Raw genomic sequence first — 20452 nt, 5'->3', positions numbered from 1 at the left:
CGTCCATCGAGGACGGGGCGCCTTACCGACACTGAGCATACTAGCGGCATGCAACTGCGAGACCGTCGAGTGGGCGAGTGCCATGCCCTCCCATTGACGCGCATAGTGGCTGCCCCCGCTCCATCGCGGACTGCTGACAGCGGCCCGGATAGCGTTGACGAAGATTCGGAAGACTTGCTCGTAGAGCGGCCAGACGCCAGCTCGCCGGCATGCCCGGCACGGGAACCCTGTCGCTCCGCTGTCGCGCTTGTGCGCCGCGGCGGGCGGCAGACCGTTTGCGCAGACAATTCAAGAGTATCAGTATCCTCTGCTTCCATTGTGCAATGGCCTCGATTCATCCTGGTTGATGACGACCCGAACATCCTTCCTCCGCTTCGGATACTCCTCGAGGCGGAGGGCTATCGTGTGCTCACGGCGCTGAACGGCCTCGCGGCCATGCCTGTCACGGCAGCCGGACGCCCGGACGTCATCGTCACCGACTGGATGATGCCGGCGGTCGATGGCGTTGCCTTCTGCCGGTGGCTGAAGGCCGACCCTGCGACGGCAACCATTCCCGTTGTGATGCTGTCGGCTGCGCTACCGCCCTGTCCGACAGGCAACCTATGGGACGTCCTCCAGATGAAGCACACGCCGATAGGGCGCCTGCTTCATGTCATCGGCCGGCTACTGGACGCGCACGGCACCGCGACCTGACGCCGACGCGCCCGCGATGGGCTAAGGTCCCGGTTACGCGCGGCGCCGGGCTTTTTCAACTTCTGCGTCTCAGCGAATCGATAACCGTCGCAGCCTGGCTATCTGCGCAGGATGTCGGCCAGCCGCCACCGGACGCACCGCGTCCACTGCCTGCGCTTCGCGGTGCCGGGCTCGTGCAGCTCAGCGCGCAGGGCGAAGTCATGCGCGTGACGACCGCCCCTCGTGCAGAGCCCGACGGGGTCGTGCTGCGCAAGGGTACCGTCATCAAGCTGGCGCCTGACCCGGCGCAGCAGTCCACGAGCCTGTTGCGCCTAGGCGCGAGCGTCGCCGCTATACGCCGCGAAACGTTCTTTTGAGCGCCGCAAGCGCTTGTCTGCACGGGCACACGCTACCCGTGCGAGTCCACCCACGCGCAAGCCTAAGCCAGTCCCGCCACCTGCGCGTCGTCTGGCGTGCCGAAGATGCCAAGTATGACGGAAGCCTCGACCGGTCTGTGCTCCCGAGTAATCGGGCCGCTTGCGGCATAACGCACCGGGGCAAGGAGTTCTGTTGCGCGATGGCGTGCCCCCATAGCACGTAACCTTTGTACTCTTCCTGCTCCATGTGCAAACGGCCTCGCCCGACGTGGTAACCCAACGCCGATTGTATGAGAACCTTCAGCACCGGCTGTCACGCTGCGCAGCTCGGCATACCATCCGCCTCCAATCCACGTCGTCGCGCGTTCGCAGGACTTCAAACACGCGTGCAAACGATTGTCTGCGTATTCGAGCAAGCTAGATGTCTACCGACGCCTCGTCAACTCCATCTGCCACGCAGGTGCAATTGCGACCTTGTCGTTTGGCGGCATAGAGCGCCCGGTCCGCTGCAGCCACCAGGAGCGTCGGGTCGTGACCATCGCTCGTGTGGAGGACGGCGACACCGAGGCTGATGGTAACAATCCCGGAATTGCTCCCCCGGTGCGGAAGACGGAGGCTTTCTACCGCCTGTCGGATTCGCTCGGCTACGACTAGTGCGCCATCCCGGTCGGTGTCGCGCAATATCAACGCAAATTCTTCGCCGCCATATCGCGCTACGGTGTCAGTAAAGCGCGCGGCCGACGATGCAATTGTTCCGGCAACGATGCGCAGGCATTCATCGCCGCGTTGATGGCCGTAGAAGTCGTTATAGCTCTTGTACGCGTCAACGTCCGTCATGATGACGGCCAGATATCCCCGCTTGTCGGCACGCGACTCCTGTTGCCAGTGATGCGCCAGCTCGCGGTCGAAATGGCGCCGATTGAACAGTCCAGTCAGTCCATCCCGGAAGGCGAGGCCGCGTAACTCGGCTCTTTCTTCAGCGGCACGTTTCTCCAATAGCGTTCGTTCAGTGATGTCTCTGACCGTAGCGGTCAGAGAATCGGGCTTTCCCGAGAACGGTTCGATTACGCAGCGCAGGTGGGCCTCCATCCATAGAACGCTACCGTTCATGTGTCGGAGGCGACTGGTTTCAGAAGCTTCGACCTCACCCGAGGCTGCTTTCGCTATGGCCGCTGCGAGCGCATCGCGGTCATCGGCTAACGCCAGGTCGGTCAGGTGTGTACCGGTGAGGTGCTCGGGCGAGTGCCCCAACAATGAGGTGATACGCGGGGACACGTAGGTCAGCCTGCCGTCCAACCCGAGACTCATGACGATATCAGTCGCGTTTTCGGCGAGCACCCGATATCGACGTTCGCCGTCACGCAGCATCATGAAGAGCCGGTTGCGCTGGGCCTGGGTGGCGGTGATGGGCAAAGCGATGCCCAATGCGGCGACGAGGAAAAGCTGCAGGCCGAAGATACGACCTTGCATCGTTTCATAGGGGAAGACCCATAGCGGGCCCGTTCCGCGCAGGGTGAAAGAGACGGCGATTGCGAGGCACAGAAGCAGGCCAACCATGACACCTGCGAGGTCTGCCTGAAATGCGAGCAGGACAATGGGCGGGAGCGCCCAATACAGGAGCGGAAAACGGCTTTGGCCGAACACGCCTACCGTGGCAATGCAAACCACCAGTAACAGGAACGCAGTCTTGCGGCGCTGGTCGGCGCGCAGCAAATGAGCCACGTCACCAGTCCAGAAAACAAGCGCGGCAGGCGTGAAGATGGCGAGACTCAGGGCATCCGAAATAAACCAGTTGGCGAGGTCAGGCAGCAGCCGCCCACTTAGTCGTCCATGCAGTAGCGTCATCGCAAGGACGCCCGACACCGCAGGCGCAAGCAGTACGCCGCCCGCCACAAATCTCGTCAGCGGCCTCGCCCGAACCATCTCGGAAACGGTCGAGATGCGTGGTGCAAAGGCAAGGGCGATAAGTACCTCAACGATGTCGGCAGACGAATAGGACGCAGATACGCCGAAACTCTCGCCCACGAAAAGATTGGCAGCCAGATTGCCAAGCACACCGCCGGCGAAAACCGAATACCGTCGCCGAGGCGGTGCAACCATCAGTTGTGACAGCAGCACCGCGTTGGTTAGCCATATTGGCGCGATTTCTCCCGCCATGGTTTTGAGCGCTCCGCTGGCGAGACAGGTGAGCGTTGTTACCATGAACGCTAGCAATAGGTGCCAGACGTCCGCAGGGTGGCTGGCAAGACTTGACGACCGCGAATCTGCTCGCAAATCGGGCGAGCGGCGAGCAGCCGAATTCCCCATCTTTATCTCTCTGTATTCTTGATCTTCGCTTGCATCCCGGATGGATGCGCGGCGCCCATGTGCATGTTAGGAAGGCACGTTAAGCAAGACGCCTTGCTGCCTCACGAATCCATTTATCGGCCAGGAACGGCGAAACTTTACGGGGCACCATGCTGGACGGCTCTAGTTCTGTGGACCGTCTGCGGAAAATACCTGTTTGTGCCGCCAATGCAGGCACCCCCGCAAGCGGACCGCGAGGAGAAGGCCACGGAAGTCCGTTCTGCTCAATCCGAACTCTTCCAAAACTGATTGCGAAAGTGTCTTGAACAATAGTCAGAGTGTATTACGTCACGCGTGCAACCGATGTAGTTGCGTGAACAACTATTAGGGATTTAATTCTAAAACTTGCACTCGACGACGTTGAGAAACATTTGCGTCCTGGTTCCCCCCGTATGAACGCAGTCTTCGCCGCTGCGCTGGTTCGCTGGGCCGTTTGTGTTCCTCGGTTTGGTGCCCGCGCAAGCATATCCCGCCCGGGGTGCGCGTCTTCGACACGATGAACGCTCGGTCGGAGAGCGTTTCTCACCTTGCTCAGGACACGAGCTTCATTTAAATGGCTTGCCGCCGTCAATTACACAAACTTACACTATTTGGACAAAACGGCCGGGCTCACGCCTGCAGTTGCACAGCTTGCGGTTAAAGTCTGCTGCCACGAGTCTAGGTGTCCACAAGCTCGTCGACCGCGTGAACTGCATGCGCTCTTCGCGTCACACACCCATTTTGGTCTTGAGCCTACTGGGGCGCGAAGCATGGCCCGAAACTATTGCTGCGGTGCCGACCATAAACCCGGTCATGATGACTCGGATGGCTGTGCCAGGACAGCGAGCCAGCAAACCGCGCCCCAAAGATGCTCGGTAGCCCATCAGAGTCGATAGACGCGCTCTGCATTGTCGTGGAACAGTGCACGACGCTCGGATTCAGAGAAGTCCTTCGTAATTGCCTTGAAGGCATCAAAGACCGCATCGTAACTGCTGAACAACTTGTCGACAGGAAAGTTACTCGCGAACATGCATCGCTCGACGCCGAATGCATCGATTGCATCGAGAACAAACGGCCGAATGCTGTCGACTGTCCACTTCCAGTCCGCCATCCCGAGCCCCGAAATCTTGCACGAAACGTTTGGCGCGGATGCCAGCATCCTCATCCCTTTTCTCCAGCCTTCGACTTCGGCGGGCGTACGGTCCACCGGCATGCCAGTATGGTTGAGAATGACAGGAGTATCGGGATAAGCCTGGGCCAGCGCCGTCGCTTCTTCCATCTGCGTGCAGTACAGTTGCAAATCGAAGGACAGGTTGTAGCGTCGCAAGAGGGAGTAGCCCGCTCGCCATTGCGGGTCGCTCATGAGGTGCGGACTGTCAATGAACGTCTTGACTGGGTCACGATGGAAATTAAGACACTGTCGGATTCCGCGCACGTTCGGATATTCGAGATGTGCCTCCATGACCTCCTGGACCTTCGGTGACGACAAGTCTGCAAAGGCGACGATTCCGTGCGGATAACCGTGCTTGTCTGCCACGCCCTGGAGCCACCGCGTTTCCGCCACCGGGTCATTATGGTCATATTCGACCTGTAGGTGGACCGTCTTGACGACATTCTGGTTCTTGATGTCGGCCAGAAAGTTTCCAATCAGATAGTCCTCACGAATCGCCGAGTAATCACCGAAAACGCGCTCAAGCATGGGCCCCTGAAGCCACGGATAGTCGCCGTTCTTCAGGTCATAAAGATGATGATGCGGGTCAATGATGGGAAGGTTGTCCACAATGTCTCCGAATACGTTTGAATCAAGGCACGTGGCCGCCCGTTCGTCCACAGGCGGCTGTCGCACGAGCAAATGCGCTTAGTAGCTGCCGGCCGACGGCGGATAAACGCGCTTCACAGTAGCCTGGGTGGTGGGCTGGTCAATCGTTTCCTTCGTAACGAGCGGCTCTTTAAGCGCCAGCTCCTGAGTCGTTGGCTTCTTGTTCAAAGCGTTGTTCACCTGAGTGGTGGCGTCGATACCCTGGCCAACGGCTTCCTGCAGGAAAATTCCCTGGACGGCACCATCACGCAACAGCTTGATGGTGGTCGGGCTTCCATCCGCCGTCACAACGGCAACCTTACCTGTGAGTCCCCGCGTTTGAAGCGCTTTGGCCGCGCCCGTCGCCGCCTCATCGTACATCCCGTAGATGGCCTTAACGTCGGGGTGGGCGGTCAGAATGTCGTTCGCCTGCGAAACGGCCTCGTTGACGGTCAGACCGTGGGTCTCAAGGACCTGAACCAGGTCGCAACCGTCCGCAGCAAACGATTCCTTTGCGCCCTTCATATATTTTTGCGCGTTCTCGCGGTCTTGCGGAAGCGACAGCATCGCAATTTTGTTACCGCCGCGCTCCTTCGCCAGCTTGCAGACATACGAGCCCTGTGCCTTGCCGGTTTCATAATTATTGGCGGTGACCGCCGACGTATAGTCGGTCTGTCCAGCCTGTGGACCGATGCCAGCAAACGCGATGGGGACAGACTTTTCCTTTAGCAGCCTCAATACCGGAGGCGTGCTCGTCGAACTGACGGGCCCCATGACAATAGCGGAGACGCCTCGCGTCAGCGCCGTCTTTACGTTGTCCATCTGCTTGGCAGGAGAATTCTCGGAGGTGAATTCCACGTAGTTCATGCCCAGTTCTTTCGCGCGCTCTTTCACTCCGTACGCGACCCATTGCCAGTACGAAATGTCCAAGGACGGTGCGATGTACGCAACCGTCTGTTTGGCCTGCGCGAGCGCCGACTGTGATGCCATCGCGACGCAAGCCAGCGCGCTACAGACAGCCATCGTGGTCAACGGCTTCCCAAGGTGGTGAAATTTGGCGAGTCGAAAGACGTTCATCATTGTCTCCTTGCTGAGTGTTGTGCCGCCGGCTTATCGCCGTGCTTTGGTGACGCGGTCGACAAGCACCGCGATGAGAATCACGACACCTGTCACGGTGCCTTGCCAGAAACTGTTCACGCCAATGAGATTCGCGCCGTTCTGGATAATCGTTATCATCAGCGCGCCGAGGAGTGCACCGATTGCGGACCCGGTGCCACCGAAGAGGCTTGCGCCTCCGATAACCACCGCCGCGATTGCCTGAAGCATCAGGCTGGACCCTGCCGTTGCCTCTGCATTGCTGATATACGAGATGCTCACGATGCCCGCGAAAGACGCAAGCAACCCAGAAATTACGTAGGCGGACAGACGAACGCGGTTGACAGGGATACCGATGACACGAGCGGAAGAGCTGCTGCTACCCACCGCATAGAGCCATCTCCCTGCTACAACCTTGCGCAGGCAGAACTCAATAGCAATCAGCAGCAGCGCGCACCACAGCACGTAATTCATGACGCCAGGAATCAACGTCCCAGAATTGAGAATCCAATAGTTCGGGTCGTTGATAGGAAGCGAGTGGCCGTCGGTGACGATGAACGACAGACTTCCAGCGATGGCATACGTACTAAGCGTGACGACGAATGGCGCGAGACCTACGAAGGTCACGAGTGCGCCATTAATCGAACCGATGATGAAACCGACAGCCAGGCCTGCGATGCTGCTGACGACGGCGCCATAGCCATGTGACATCGCGAGACCGGTGACCATGCCTGTCAGGGAAAAGACTGAGCCGACTGACAGGTCGATACCACCCGTGATAATCACGAGGAGTACACCGAACGCCATGATGACGAGCGGTGCCGCAGCCTGGGTAACGTTCGCTAAGTTTCCCATCGATAGCGCAGCCGGAACGACCATGCCGACAGCAAATTCGATGACAACAATGGCAATCGCGATAGCAATTTCGGTACGATAGGTCGACAGTATGCGCCGGATACCACCGCCAGAATCCTTCGAGCCGCTCCGTATTGAATGCGTCACTGCTTTCATGCTTTGTCTCCTGACTTAATCTTCGATGTCCGAAACGTTCAATGTTTCAGGCGGCCATTCCTGTAGCGCTAGCAAGGCTCTCTTCACTAACGTCTGTGTGACGAAGAATGCCGGTCGGCCGCCCGGAAAGGTCAAATGCGAGCACCGTGTCACAAAGTTCGACCAGTTCCAGGTACTCAGTCGACCACCAGACGACTGCCGTACCCTGTCTGGCGAGCTTGCGAACGAGTGCGTAGATTTCCCGCTTTGTCCGAATGTCGACTCCGCGCGTGGGTTCCTCGAGCACCAGCAGTTTCGGTTTCAGATTCAGCCAGCGCGCAACGAGGATTTTTTGCTGCGTGCCACCGCTCAAAGTTGAAGGGAGGTGCCATAGGGAACCAGCACGTATCTTGAGCGCGTCGAGGAGGGCTTGCCCCTGCCGAAGCTCTTCGTCACGAGCTATCTTTTTTCGCTCGACGATGCGCCGCGCTGCCATCAGGTTGTCGATGATTGGAAGCGTTGCGAGAATGCCCTTATTTGCGCGGTCGCCAGATATATAGCCGACCCCGGCGCGAGCCGCGCCTGACGGCCCGCGATGCTTGACCGGTTCGCCAGCGCGCTCGATATCCCATCGAGATTTTGGCCCGAGTCCCGTTAGGGCCTCAATGAGAGCCAGAGGACCGGTCGGAGCGCCCGCGAGTCCCACAATGGCCCCCGGACGTATTTCGAGTTCGATATCGTCGAGGCGGACAATGATGGGCCTTTCCGCGGTGCCACCGTTGTCGTGACTTGTGTCGTGACCTTCCCGCAAATCCGATGCAGCTTCCAGGCTGACCTCGGTTTGTTGGACAGGCTCGACGGATTGCCCCATATAGTCGACGATTTCGCGGTCCGTGATGGCATTGAGAGGCGCACGGTCGACGGCTGTTTTTCCGTCGCGAATGATGGTGCAAACGTCAGCAATCTGACGTATCTCGCGCATGCGATGAGATACGAACAGGACGGCAAGACTTGTCTCCGCTACCAGCCTTCGAATGACCGCAAAAAGACGCCCAGTCTCGGCAGCAGTGAGGTTCGCTGTCGGCTCGTCAAGCAGTAGCAGCCTCGCGCCAGAGCGGAGTGCTCGAGCGATTTCGACGAGCTGTCGCTCGTGAAGCGATAGCTCACCCACCAGACGGATAACCGATTCCCGTGCGAACTGCGGGTCAATCAGCGATAGAGCATCAATCGCGAGAGCACGTGATGCTCGCTCGCTATAGGTCCCGAGCGCGCGTTGCATCCGGGGCATGGCGATATTTTCCGCGACCGACAGATGCGGCAGCAGTGCCAGCTCCTGGTTCACAACCGCAATCTCCCCTGTGTCAGCGGGCGATGCAGAGGAGCCACCGAGGTCGCGTCCGGCGAATTGAAGCGTGCCCCCGTCCCGTTGATGCTGGCCAGAGATAATCTTGATGAACGTCGACTTCCCGGCTCCGTTCCCACCAAGGAACGCGTGCACCTCTCCAGGACGGACAGACAGGTCGAAGCTCTTGAGGACGCTGGTAGCCCCGAAGCTTTTGACGATTGACTTCGCGAGCAACAACGTAGGTTGTTCAGACATTGCGCATCTCCGTCGCGAAAACTGCGAACGAACGGCTCCAACCGCAGGTTGCGAGAGCCGCCTGCAGTGAGTGACAAATTTCGGAGGCTTAACTGAGTGGCTACAAATGCAGCGAGCCGAACTCAGTGCCGGTCGCGCTCCTTAGCTGGGGGCGACCAAGTAGCGACGGACGCATCGCTTGCTGGGAGGGGAATTCAGGGTATTCATCTACGTCTCCTGTGCGGTTGCTGCACCGCGCCATATTTATATGAGGCAATGTTTTAGGCCACTGGGTGACCTGACACGGGGTAACATTTCAACTGTTTTCCTGTCCGTATCGTTGATGTCGAGGATGGCAGCGACCACCGTCCGAAGGCAATGCAGTTTTGTTCAATCGCGACTGAAAAAAATTTGACCATGCGAATTCCTCCGTTGAAGGCCATCATTGCTTTCGAGAGCATTGCACGCACGAAGAGCGTCAACCGGGCAGCGGAAGAGCTTGACCTTACGGCGTCGGCCGTCAGCCATCAGTTAAGCAACCTCGAATCAATGATTGGCCAATCCCTGTTTCAACGGACAGGTCGTGGTCTCGTCCTGACACCGACCGGGGAGCGATATCTTGCCGATGTGACGGGGTCGCTGGCAGACCTCAGCCGGGCAACTGAGCGTGCCTCGAGCCAGAAGGAAGTCGACATCCTGCGCGTGCATTCGAGCCCGAGTTTCGGCCTGATGTGGCTATTGCCGCGGCTATCCTCGTTTCAGGAAGCAAATGGCGACGTTCAGTTGAACGTCGCCTGCTCATACGAGAACGTATCGTTTTCGAACGGGTATTACGACATCGACATTCGTCATGGCTATGGAGAATGGAGCAACCTTGAAGTGCGCACGGTCCGGGGCGAATTCATTGCCCCGCTGGCGTCGCCGGCCTATCTCGAGCGGCATCCGGTGAAGACTCCAGATGACCTGCTGGCCCAGCGGCTGGTCTATTCGGAGACGCCTCTCGTTCAGTGGCGGCAATGGTTTGGGCGGGCCGGGGTTGCTGGTGCGAACAAGACGTTCGACTTCTCGTTCGACCGTTCCTACATGTCCATCGAGACAGCTTCGCTAGGGCTCGGAATTGCTCTGGAAAGCGTGATGATGGCTTCGCAAAAGATAAAGGACGGCGCACTTGTGCAGGTCTTCGACAATAGCCATTCGGTCGAGGTTGGCGCACATCATCTCGTTTACCCTAGCCAGAACGCCGAATTGCCCCGAGTTGCAAAATTTTTGACCTGGATTGAAGAGGAAATTGAACGCTGCAAGGTGGGCTCACAGGGATAACCCTGGGGGCTGAAAATTTCTCAGCTACGGTTGAGGGGAACTGCGTTGATGCAAGGTTCGCCGGCGGACAAACTTCGCCTACACCTAGTTCATCAATGGAGACACCCACATGTTGCTCGGGAATCAAGTCGTTATCGTCACGGGCGCGGCATCGGCACGCGGCATCGGTAAAGCGACGGCAAAGGCGATGGCAGCACACGGCGCGCGCATTGCAATTCTGGACCTGAACCTGGCGGACGCGGAAAGCGCTGCGCGTGACCTCGGGGAAGGTCATCTCGGTCTGGCGTGCGACGTCACCGACAAGGAAGCCTGCGTCGCCGCAGCAGATGCTGTCGCTGCTAAATACGGCCGAATCGACGCGTTGATAAACAACGCCGGGATTACGCAGCCCATCAAGACACTCGAAATCTCGAAGAACAACTTCGACGCAGTCGTCGGCGTGAGCCTGCTGGGGACGCTGTATATGTCACAGGCCGTCATCCCGCACATGAAGAAGCAGCAGCGTGGCAGCATCGTTTGCATGTCTTCCGTTTCCGCGCAACGCGGCGGCGGCATTTTCGGCGGCCCGCACTACAGCGCAGCGAAAGCTGGCGTTCTCGGGCTTGCCAAGGCGATGGCTCGTGAATTCGGCGGCGACCATATCCGCGTCAATTCCATTACGCCCGGCCTTATCCAGACGGACATCACGGGCGACAAGCTGACCCCTGAGATGCGCGCAGACATCATCAAGGGCATCCCACTGGGGCGTCTCGGCGAGGCAAACGACATCGCCAATGCCTGCCTGTTCCTGGCAAGCGACCTCTCCACCTATCTGACCGGCATCACTCTCGACGTCAACGGCGGCATGCTGATTCATTGAAGTGACGTGCCCTCTTTCGCTTCCGACATTGCATAAACATACGACGCACTTGGCCTAGCCGGGGCGTCTTGCCGCCAAAGCGGCACAGAGACATGGCGCTGTGCCCGTCACCGTGACGAGCTCAGATGACAGGAGACAACCCATGAAATCCAGACTGGCCACACCGGGAATCGGTGCAGACCTCTCGGCTTCGAGCGACTCATCAGACTTTGAGGCGCGAACTTACGCAAGAGTCGCCCGTCGCCTCATTCCCTTTCTGATGCTTTGTTACCTCGGCGCGTATCTCGACCGGGTGAACGTGGGCTTTGCAAAGCTGCAGATGCTCAACGACCTGCGCTTCTCTGAAACCATTTATGGCATCGGTGCAGGCATTTTCTTTCTGGGCTACTTCCTCTTCGAAGTCCCGAGCAATCTCATTCTGCACAAAGTTGGCGCGCGAAATTGGCTCGCGCGCATCATGCTGACCTGGGCGGTGATTTCCGCAAGCTTTTTGTTTGTGAAGACGCCGACCACGTTTTATGTACTGCGCTTCCTGCTCGGCGTCGCGGAAGCGGGGTTCGCGCCGGGCGTGATTCTGTACATGACCTACTGGTTCCCGGCCGCCCGGCGCGCAAAAGCGCTCTCGATGTTTTTCATGGCGATTCCAATGGCTGGCATCCTCGGTGGCCCGCTTTCCGGCTGGATTATGCATTCCTTCCAGGGAGCCCAGGGACTTGCAGGATGGAAATGGCTTTTCATGCTGGAGGCACTCCCGTCGTTGCTCCTTGGCATCGCAATTCTTCTGTATCTCGACAACGGAATCGCCAGTGCGAAATGGCTGTCCGATGACGAAAAGGCACTTCTCAAGCGCAACGTGGAAAGCGACCGTACGGCGGCCACCGAGCACGTGTCCATCCGTGCGTTTGTCCGCGACCGTCGTCTCTGGCTAATGGCTGGAATCTACTTCTGTGTAGTTCTCGGTCAATACGGCCTCACCTTCTGGCTGCCGACAATCATCCGTCGCACAGGTGTCGCGGACCCGCTGTGGGTTGGTGTCCTGACCGCGATTCCGTACATTTGCGCCATCATCGCGTTGCCGTTACTCGGAAGTAGCGCCGATAAGCGCCGCGAACGCCGTTTGCATCTGGCGATTCCGATGCTGGTTTCTGCCGCCGCTTTCGCCACACTGCCGATGCTCGGAAGCGTGGGTCCCTCGATTATCTGCGTGAGCATCGCTGCTGCCGGCATCCTCGCGTCGTCGTCATTGTTTTGGGCGCTTCCTACTGCTGTTCTCAGCGGTATGTCCGCTGCGGCCGGAATTGCCGCGGTCAACTGTTTCGCGAATCTGGCCGGCTTTTTCTCGCCCGCCATTGTCGGATGGCTAAATGACTTCACCGGCCACGCGACAGCAGGCCTCATCTTCATTTCGACGGCTGTCGTTCTGGGCGCGGTTCTGGTGTTCTTCGTGCCCGCAAAGACTGTCAATCGCTGAACGAACTCTTTCCAGGAGACGAGTAAATGAGTACAACCGTCATCGAGGATGTGTCGCTCGCTGAGCGCGCATACCGCATCCGCCGTAACGCTTTGCTAATGGGCGAAGTACAGGGCCAGGGTTATATCGGCCAAGCGCTCGACATCGCTGACGTTCTGGCCGTTTCATATTTCGGCGCGATGAACTACCGCGCGGCGGAGCCAGACTGGGAGGACCGGGACCGATTCCTGTTGTCGAATGGTCATTACGCGATCGCGCTCTACGCTGCATTGTTCGAAGCGGGCATTCTTCCCGAAGAAGAACTGGAGACCTACGGCAGCGACGACAGCCGTCTGCCCATGTCCGGAATGGCGAGCTACACCCCGGGGATGGAGATGTCCGGTGGGTCGCTCGGCCAGGGGCTAACGATTGCCGTGGGCCGGTGTCTCGGACTCAAGCGCAAAGGCTCTAAATCGTTCGTGTACACGCTCTTCTCCGACGGTGAACTTGACGAAGGAGCCATCTGGGAAGGTCTCCTCTCGGCAGCGCACTGGAAGCTGGACAACCTGATTGCGATGGTCGACGTCAATAACCAGCAGGCCGACGGCCCGTCGACGCAAATCATGGCCTTCGAGCCGCTCGTTCCGAAGCTCGAAGCGTTCGGCTGGTACGTGCAACGCGTGAACGGGAACGACATCAATGCCGTGAAGGCGGCATTCGACAACGCTCGAAACCTGAAGGAGGCAAAGCCGCGAATCGTCGTGTGCGACACGAAGATGGGCTGCGGCGTACCGTTCCTCGAGCAACGGGAGAAGAACCATTTCATCCGGGTGGACGCTCATGAATGGAAGCTGGCGCTGGATGCACTTGATGAAACTTTTGCAAGGAGCAAAGCATGAACTCGGTCGTCGATAAAAAGCCTCGTCTGAAGACCTCGGCGATGATTGCGTCCATCGCCGGCGAAGGCCAGGTGACACGCTCCGCGCCGTTCGGGCATGCACTTGTCGAATTGGCTCGCGCGAAGACGAATGTCATTGGCATGACGGCCGACCTGGGCAAGTACACCGACCTCCATATCTTCGCGAAGGAGTTTCCGCAGCGGTACTACCAGATGGGCATGGCAGAGCAACTTCTCATGGGTGCCGCCGCTGGCTTCGCCCACGAAGGAGCGCAGCCGTTCGTCACCACCTATGCAGTATTCGCGACGCGGCGGGCGTACGACTTCATTCACCAGACCATCGCGGAGGACAACCTCGATGCCAAAATCGTTTGCGCCTTGCCGGGCCTGACGACCGGCTATGGGCCAAGCCACCAGGCCGCCGAAGACTTGGCACTCATGCGAGCAATGCCGAACATGACGGTGATTGACCCCTGCGATGCACTTGATATCGAGCAGATGGTACCGGCCATCGCTGCACACAAAGGACCTGTGTATGCTCGTCTCCTGCGGGGCAACGTGCCGGCAGTGCTCGACGAATACAACTACCGGTTCGAACTCGGCAAAGCAAAAATGCTGCGTGACGGAAACGACGTCCTCATCATCTCGTCGGGCATCATGACAATGCGTGCGCTGGAAACTGCGAAAGCGCTGGCGTCGGACAAGGTGGACGTTGCAGTGCTGCACGTTCCGACCATCAAGCCGCTCGACACGGAGACCATCATCCGCGAGGCGAAGCGGACGGGGCGCATGGTCGTCGTCGCTGAAAACCATACGGTTATAGGAGGTTTGGGTGAAGCTGTCGCAACCACGCTCTTGAGCGCTGGCGTTTCGTGTACGTTCAAACAGGTCGCGCTGCCCGACGAGTTTCTCGACGCCGGTGCACTGCCGACGCTCCACGACCGCTATGGCATTTCGACAAATGTCATGGCGGCCAACATCAAACAGTGGCTGACTTAAACGTCAGCTGGTCAGCAGGCGTTCGCGTGTAGGAGATGCGTACGCTGGCGATACTCGCTTTTCAAGCGTCTCCTCCATGTATCACGTGGAATGGACTAGGCCCACTACCGGTGGGCCATTTTTTATCCAGGTCTCGCGCCGCGGGAAAGCGATGTGACGGCATCTATAGCCCGTGGTGACCTCGCCGTGTTTCTTGCGAGCGTCAGGCACCAGCCAACATGGATTGAACTCAGGGCTCAAGAGACGACCTCGGACTAGCGTATTCGCGGCAGGGTTCGCATACTGCGTTTGACGGGCCGTGCACCGGTTTCTGCACAGCTAGGTTTGCGAAGGCGGTGCCTTGGCTGCGTACTGAGGAGGAGACAAAACGAGCTCTTCTCTCGGTACGCATTCCGCCTCGTTATTTTTTGCCCTTGAGGGTGAACGGAGCGAGGAGCGACTGAATGTCGACCTGTTGTCCCTGAAGCAAAAGCAGACGAGCGTGGAGCACCGTGTTCTCGAGAACAAGCTTCGCGGTGCTCAGCAGGTACATCGCATGGAGGTCCGAGTCCGACATCGCCGCCTCTACAACGTGGTGCCGTTCTACCAGCGAGCACATGACAAGGCGTCGTAGCTCCTGTTCGCCGAACGGTAGGTCCGCATAGTCGATTGGGTCTTCTGCCTCGACTTCACACAGCATCTCAACAAGCGCTTCGGTGCTCACTTCCATGTGCCAGCTCCTTGACGGTGGTCAGACTGTTCATGAAGTGCTTCCAGATTAACGTCTTCCGTGTGGAACGTCCAACGTTCTCTGCAACGCGATAGCTCCTTGTATAAGTCATGATGTAAGCGCTACCGAGCGATTGACCGACTAGCACGAGGGGGGCGCGTTCCCCAGCGACCTGCAATGCGCGATGCAAATCTTCAGCAACCGATTTGGCATCTTGTGCTTCTGAGCTGCGGTCGCTCCACATGATTCCTGCGCGACTATATGAACAGGCGCGGGTGACCTTCGAAACGGATGGCTGGACGGCCGACCAGTCCAGCGAACCGCTAATGCCCAAGCCGGATTCGAACACCACCGTCGGAGAGCCATTGCCAGTGCAGTTGAGCTGTATGCGCCGGTCGCCGATGTTCACCATCTCACCCGGCGGTTGATGGTTCTTCGCCGCGAGGTACCGCTGGAGCGCTTCGTAGCCTGTTCCCGCAACAACTAGCGCGGCGAGTACTGACAGCAAGATTAGGCCAATTCGGAAAATCAGGCGCACGGTCCAGTTCCTGGAAGTTAGATTATGGCTGTGTGATGGACTTGCAAAGTACGGGAATAGTTGCGTCTCCGGGTGATTATTCAAGGGGGAAGACGAAAATGAAGAAATCTGAGGTGCTAGCGAGATGCGGTGATTTTTCAACGCGTTCCATCACTGCCGTGTGCCCCAATTCAACCGCTCTTACATCGACGAGTGCCGCCATATCAAAATGACCGTGCGAAGCTGGTTGAGGCGTGCCAATCAACGCGTGGCGTATGGCGATACATCAGGCAAGACTGCAGAAGATTGCCCGCAGGTGAGCGCGGCGGTCATGACGCTTTCATCAGGGAGTGTTAAATGCGGAGAGTCTCAACCAGCCGGAATTGTCGAGCCGGAAAAATCCCCTTATGATTTCGGTCGACTTTAAGGGATGCCCCGACAAGGAAAATCTAAATGGGAGCGCAGGACATTATCTCATTTATGCAGTCTGCATTATTTCAGACTGACCGGCTCGTAAAACTCGACTCCCCTGCGGGGGCGAATGCGCTATTGCCGCAAACCGTGATGGGCACATCACGCCTTGGCCGCAACTTCGAATACGTCATCGACGCTGTATCGACGAACGGTTCGCTTGAGCTGAAGTCCCTTGTTGCGCAACCGGTCACGCTCTGGCTTCAGCGTGCCGACAAGTCCTATCGCCCGCAGCATGGCTACGTGCATACCGCGCGCCGGCTTGGCGCCGACGGGGAGCTAACGAGTTACCAACTGGGCTACTCCTCATGGTTGCATTTCCTCAAGTTCCGCAAGGACGCGCAGGTTTTCCAGGACAAGTCAGTAGAGGCTATCCTCGAATCTGTTTTTCAGATGCATCCGCAGGCGGCCGGGGCGTTCCGGTTTGACATTCAAAACGCATCACCGGTTCGGTCATTCTGCGTTCAGTACGAGGACGACTGGACTTTCGTGCATCGGTTGCTCGAGTCCGAAGGCTGGTTCTACTACTTCGAGCATGCCGACGATGGTAAGTCGCACACGCTTGTCGTGACCGATGACCTCTATTCGCTCAAGGCCATGTCGCCCCAGGAGGTCGACTTCTACCGTGCCGGCAGCTCCAGCCAGACGGAAGCGCTTGTGCAGTGGTCCGGCACGCGCACGCTTCAAAGCACGAGCTACAGCTCGCGCACCTTTGACTACAAGAATCCTGGTACCACCAAGGAGACTTCGTTTCCGACTGTCGCGAATCAGGGCGACCTGCCGGAACAGGCGGAGGTCTACGAATACACAGGCGCCTATAGCTGGCAGGAAAGCGACCGTGGCGACAAGCTCACCAAGCTCAAGCTGGAAGAGTGGGAGTCGCGCGCGAAGCGCTTTTTTGGCGTCGGAGGCCTGCGCAGCATCGACGTCGGCCGCTGGTTCTCGCTGGATAACCATCCTGCTCACGAACAGGACGACGGCGAGGACCGGAAGTTCGCGGTCATCGAAGCCTCGTGGTACATCCGGAACAATATCCCCGTTAGCGAGACTCACGCGTTCCCGCATAGCCTCTCTGAACGTCTGGCGGCGGTTCGCGCTACCTATGAGCAGTGCGCAGCTACGTTCTCGGTCGAAGATTCCGTCGGCGATGGCAGCGATGGCTTCTTTCTCGTCGAGGTCGAGGCGCAGCGACTGAAGGTTCCGTTTCGCAGCCCGTTCGAACACCGCAAGCCGGTCATGCACCTTCAGACGGCAACGGTGACGGGCCCGGAGAACGAAGAGGTCTACACCGATTCGCTCAACCGCATCCTCGTGCGCATGCACTGGGACCGACGTGAGGCGTCCGCCTCGACATGCTGGGTGCGCGCCGCCTTCTCGGACACCGGAAGCGGCTACGGTAGCGTCCACGTGCCCCGCATCGGCGAAGAAGTGACCATCGACTGGGTCGGCGGTGATTGCGACCGGCCCATCGCGACAGGGCGTGTCTATAACGGCGCGACGCAGCCGCATTGGCACTCGAATGGCATCCTCTCTGGCTTTCGGTCGCGAGAATACGGTGGCGCGGGCGGCTACAACCAGCTCGTCATGGACGACGCAACAGCCCAGAATCGGCTTCAATTGCTATCGTCCCAAGGCAACTCCATGCTGCACATGGGTTACCTCATTGCCCAGGACGGCAACACGCGTGGCAGTTATCTCGGCAGCGGCTTCGAACTACGCACCGATGCCTACGGCGCGCTGCGCGCGAACCGCGGGCTGTTCCTCTCGACTCACGCAGCCGCAGGCACGAACGCGCAGCAACTTGACGTAAGCGCCGCACGAGGGCAGTTGTCAGGCGCAGGCAACCTTCTCGAATCGCTCAACAGCGCGAGCACGACGCATCAGGCCGAAAGCTTGCAAGCAGGCCAGGACGCGCTCAAAGCCTTCACCGCAGCGTCGACTGATAGCGCCCAGGGCCAGGCAAGCAGCGGGCGCACAGCCGGCGGCGGCACTGGCTCCGCCAATGCGTTCAAGGAGCCCATTCTCCTGGCGGCGAGCCCGGCGGGAATCGGCGTCTCGACGCAGCAATCATTGCACATGAGCGCGGACGAGCAGCTCACCCTGGTCAGCGGTCAAAGCACGCACATCGCCACTGGCAAGTCGCTGCTTGCGAGCGTGACCGACAAAATCAGCCTCTTCGTCCAGAACGCAGGGATGAAGCTCTTTGCCGCGAAGGGCAAGCTCGAGATTCGCGCGCACTCGGACAACGTCGAGCTGACCGCGCAGAAGACAGTGAAGGTGCTGTCGGCCTCCGAAAACGTGGAAGTGGCTGCGAGCCAGGGCGTCCTGCTGACCGCCGGGGGCGCGTACATCCGTATCAAGGATGGCAACATCGAGATTCATGCTCCCGGGCAGATAGACATCAAGGGTGCGCAGCATGCATTCAACGGCCCCACGAGCAGTCCCTATGACCTGCCCACATTGCCGAAGGGCGACCTGCACAACAAGCTCGAGCTGAACCTGATGGACGACAACCTGAAGGCCGTGCCCAATGCACCCTACAAGGTGGCGTTCGAAAACGGCACGACGATGGCGGGCAAGCTCGACGGCAACGGGCATGCCCTGCTTCGGGACGTGCCCGACGGGCCCGCCAAGGTCTTCTTCGGAGAAGACGCGCGACCCTTCACCCTGCAGCCCGTGCAGGCTGCGAAGGCGCTTGAGCAGGAAGACATCCTCAAGGAACTCCACGCAGGCGGCCATGAAGGCATCACGGACGAAAACCTCTTCAGCCTGTTCAACAAATTCTCTGGCCGACCGGACGTGACATGAACGCAAACGACCAGCAGGCAATCGAAGATGCGGCCAAGGAGATTGGGCTGTCGATGGCGTCTAACGCCTTCCCGCTTTTCTACGTCGCGCAGAACGTCTACGACACGACGGAAAGTGTCTGGACCGTCTGGAACGCTCGCGAAAGTGTGGACGAGATAACGAAAATCGAGGCCGGCATCGACCTGGTATTCGCCGTCGTGGGTTGGGTTCCTGTCGTCGGCGCCGGCGTCAAGCGGACGTTTCGCCTGGTCAACCACAAGTCCGAAATATATGGCCCACTGCTGTTCGACATTCTGCGTCTGGTGCTTCAGCGTGCGCACCTCCAGACCAGCCCGGATGCGCTCATCGACAAGCTGTTCGATGCAACGGGCGTCAAGACGTACCTCACGGAGGCTCGTGAACATATCCAGAAGTCCTGGCTGTATCGCGAGATGCCTACGAGTGTTCAAGCCACGTTCATGCAGGCACTGGCCTTTGTAGAAACTAACCTGCCATACTGGCTCGCGCAGTTCGTCCAGCGCAAGCTGCTTCATTGGCGCAAAAAGCAGCCGAACTCGTCAGCCGTCAGCACGCTCGAGGAGCACCGAACGACTGACAAGCCAGGTGCAAAGGGCGAAGAAGCCAAAACAGGCCAGGACCGACCTGTGCCGACGCCCTCGCGCGGCGTCGTCAATGCCAAGCTCGCTGTCACCGACATCACGACGAATATCACGGGCATTCTGGGTGAGCACATCGGCGACTATTACTGCTATGAAAAGCTTAAATGGGGAAATGGCTGGAAGGACCACGACAAAGGCCTGAGCGGCAAGTGGAGTGAGCAGCCGGGGCTGCGGGTTATGGGCAAGCTCAACGATAAGGGCAAGCTGAACAAGCTTTTCGACGTCAAGGCACGTGGTCACGGCATCGACGGTGTTTGGCGTGCCGCCCCTTTTAGCAACCAGATGAAGGACTTCGCCATCGTCGAAATGAAATCGTCGACGACAACGCGAAAGCTGCAAGACCCGAACGCGAAGCACAATATCGCCAGCAAACTCGGAACGATTAAGGAGGCGGTGCGCCCTCCTGCTCAGGACCTGCTTGAGCCGCCGGACGACGCGGGACCAGCGTTGCCGACCAAAGGTGGCGGCAAGCCTGGCGGCGGTAAGCCCGCTCCTGGCGGTGGAAAACCAACACCAGGTGGCTCCGCAAATGAGAGCAGTCCTGCGAGAAAGCAGCAAGCCGACTCCGCACCGCCGACAGCGGACACAACGCCGAAGGACAAGACCACCGCGACCGGACCGAGCAGTGCAAAAATCGCCCGGGTCCAGATGAGTCACGAGTGGATTGAAGCCAAGCTCTCCGGAGCCGTTTCGGACCAAGGCCTGGTCAACACGATTTTGAGGTCCGGGTACTCGCGACATCTGCTGTACGTCCCGTTCTACCTTCCGTCCGCCGTGCAACACGTCGAAGCGCTCACGACGGGCGCTGAACACGACCATACTGACCACGACCTTCCCTTCACCCATCACTACAAGGAGGGAGAGGTTGAAGAAGCGGTCAAGCTGAAAGCGAGCAGGATAAGATAGCCTAGGGCTAAGAGATTATG

The 20452-nt window shown here is 58.8% G+C and carries 16 protein-coding genes and 1 pseudogene; 9 read left to right on the top strand and 8 right to left on the bottom strand.

The genetic code is table 11. The features are described 5' to 3' along the window. The first annotated feature begins 48 nt into the window (after positions 1–48). Positions 49–693 (top strand): response regulator, encoded by a 645-nt coding sequence (locus AB4Y36_RS04195; RefSeq protein ID WP_368682385.1) that lies wholly within the window; start codon positions 49–51, stop codon positions 691–693. A gap of 173 nt (positions 694–866) precedes the next feature. Next, positions 867–1049, top strand: coding sequence for a hypothetical protein (locus AB4Y36_RS04190; RefSeq protein WP_368682384.1), 183 nt, complete (start codon positions 867–869; stop codon positions 1047–1049). A gap of 62 nt (positions 1050–1111) precedes the next feature. Here AB4Y36_RS04190 and AB4Y36_RS04185 read toward each other — a convergent pair. From AB4Y36_RS04185 to AB4Y36_RS04160, 6 genes and pseudogenes are all read right to left on the bottom strand, one after another. Continuing rightward, positions 1112–1296: pseudogene (locus AB4Y36_RS04185) on the bottom strand (hypothetical protein). A gap of 170 nt (positions 1297–1466) precedes the next feature. Further along, on the bottom strand, positions 1467–3251 hold the full coding sequence (locus AB4Y36_RS04180; RefSeq protein ID WP_368682383.1) for a diguanylate cyclase: 1785 nt from the start codon (positions 3249–3251) through the stop codon (positions 1467–1469). Between the two features lie 1006 nt (positions 3252–4257). Next, positions 4258–5154 (bottom strand): amidohydrolase, encoded by an 897-nt coding sequence (locus AB4Y36_RS04175; RefSeq protein WP_368682382.1) that lies wholly within the window; start codon positions 5152–5154, stop codon positions 4258–4260. A 78-nt stretch (positions 5155–5232) separates the two neighbouring features. After that, complete coding sequence (locus tag AB4Y36_RS04170) at positions 5233–6249, bottom strand: substrate-binding domain-containing protein (RefSeq protein WP_368682381.1); 1017 nt, start codon at positions 6247–6249, stop codon at positions 5233–5235. A 33-nt stretch (positions 6250–6282) separates the two neighbouring features. Continuing rightward, on the bottom strand, positions 6283–7278 hold the full coding sequence (locus AB4Y36_RS04165) for an ABC transporter permease (RefSeq protein ID WP_368682380.1): 996 nt from the start codon (positions 7276–7278) through the stop codon (positions 6283–6285). A gap of 46 nt (positions 7279–7324) precedes the next feature. After that, on the bottom strand, positions 7325–8857 hold the full coding sequence (locus AB4Y36_RS04160) for a sugar ABC transporter ATP-binding protein (RefSeq protein ID WP_368682379.1): 1533 nt from the start codon (positions 8855–8857) through the stop codon (positions 7325–7327). Between the two features lie 396 nt (positions 8858–9253). Here AB4Y36_RS04160 and AB4Y36_RS04155 point away from each other — a divergent pair, with 396 nt between their 5' ends. The 5 genes from AB4Y36_RS04155 to AB4Y36_RS04135 all read left to right on the top strand — a co-directional run bounded on the left by AB4Y36_RS04155 (position 9254) and on the right by AB4Y36_RS04135 (position 14362). Then, positions 9254–10156, top strand: a complete 903-nt coding sequence (locus tag AB4Y36_RS04155; RefSeq protein WP_069261846.1) for a LysR substrate-binding domain-containing protein — start codon at positions 9254–9256, stop codon at positions 10154–10156. Positions 10157–10265: 109 nt separating this feature from the next. Next, positions 10266–11015: an SDR family NAD(P)-dependent oxidoreductase gene (locus AB4Y36_RS04150; RefSeq protein WP_069261432.1), complete on the top strand. Its 750-nt coding sequence runs from the start codon at positions 10266–10268 to the stop codon at positions 11013–11015. 142 nt (positions 11016–11157) lie between these two features. Continuing rightward, entirely contained in the window at positions 11158–12486 is a 1329-nt protein-coding gene (locus tag AB4Y36_RS04145; protein WP_368682378.1) for an MFS transporter, read from the top strand. Between the two features lie 26 nt (positions 12487–12512). Continuing rightward, the gene (locus AB4Y36_RS04140; protein WP_368682377.1) at positions 12513–13364 is read left to right on the top strand and encodes a transketolase; all 852 of its coding nucleotides are present in this window, start codon (positions 12513–12515) and stop codon (positions 13362–13364) included. Then, positions 13361–14362, top strand: a complete 1002-nt coding sequence (locus AB4Y36_RS04135; protein ID WP_368682376.1) for a transketolase family protein — start codon at positions 13361–13363, stop codon at positions 14360–14362. The genes AB4Y36_RS04140 and AB4Y36_RS04135 overlap by 4 nt, the downstream gene beginning before the upstream one ends. Before the next feature lie 400 nt (positions 14363–14762). On the opposite strand, the gene AB4Y36_RS04130 is transcribed toward AB4Y36_RS04135, so the two are convergent. Further along, on the bottom strand, positions 14763–15071 hold the full coding sequence (locus AB4Y36_RS04130; RefSeq protein WP_069261428.1) for a hypothetical protein: 309 nt from the start codon (positions 15069–15071) through the stop codon (positions 14763–14765). After that, positions 15043–15609: an alpha/beta fold hydrolase gene (locus tag AB4Y36_RS04125; RefSeq protein ID WP_368682375.1), complete on the bottom strand. Its 567-nt coding sequence runs from the start codon at positions 15607–15609 to the stop codon at positions 15043–15045. The genes AB4Y36_RS04130 and AB4Y36_RS04125 overlap by 29 nt, the downstream gene beginning before the upstream one ends. A 432-nt stretch (positions 15610–16041) precedes the next feature. Here AB4Y36_RS04125 and AB4Y36_RS04120 point away from each other — a divergent pair, with 432 nt between their 5' ends. Then, positions 16042–18867, top strand: coding sequence for a type VI secretion system Vgr family protein (locus AB4Y36_RS04120; protein WP_368682374.1), 2826 nt, complete (start codon positions 16042–16044; stop codon positions 18865–18867). Beyond that, entirely contained in the window at positions 18864–20432 is a 1569-nt protein-coding gene (locus tag AB4Y36_RS04115; RefSeq protein WP_368682373.1) for a hypothetical protein, read from the top strand. Before AB4Y36_RS04120 ends, AB4Y36_RS04115 begins: the two co-directional genes overlap by 4 nt. Positions 20433–20452 lie beyond the last annotated feature (20 nt).

Source organism: Paraburkholderia sp. BR10936 (assembly GCF_040965735.1).
Taxonomy (GTDB): Bacteria; Pseudomonadota; Gammaproteobacteria; order Burkholderiales; family Burkholderiaceae; genus Paraburkholderia; species Paraburkholderia nodosa_A.
This window is presented reverse-complemented; position numbering and strand designations above follow the sequence as displayed.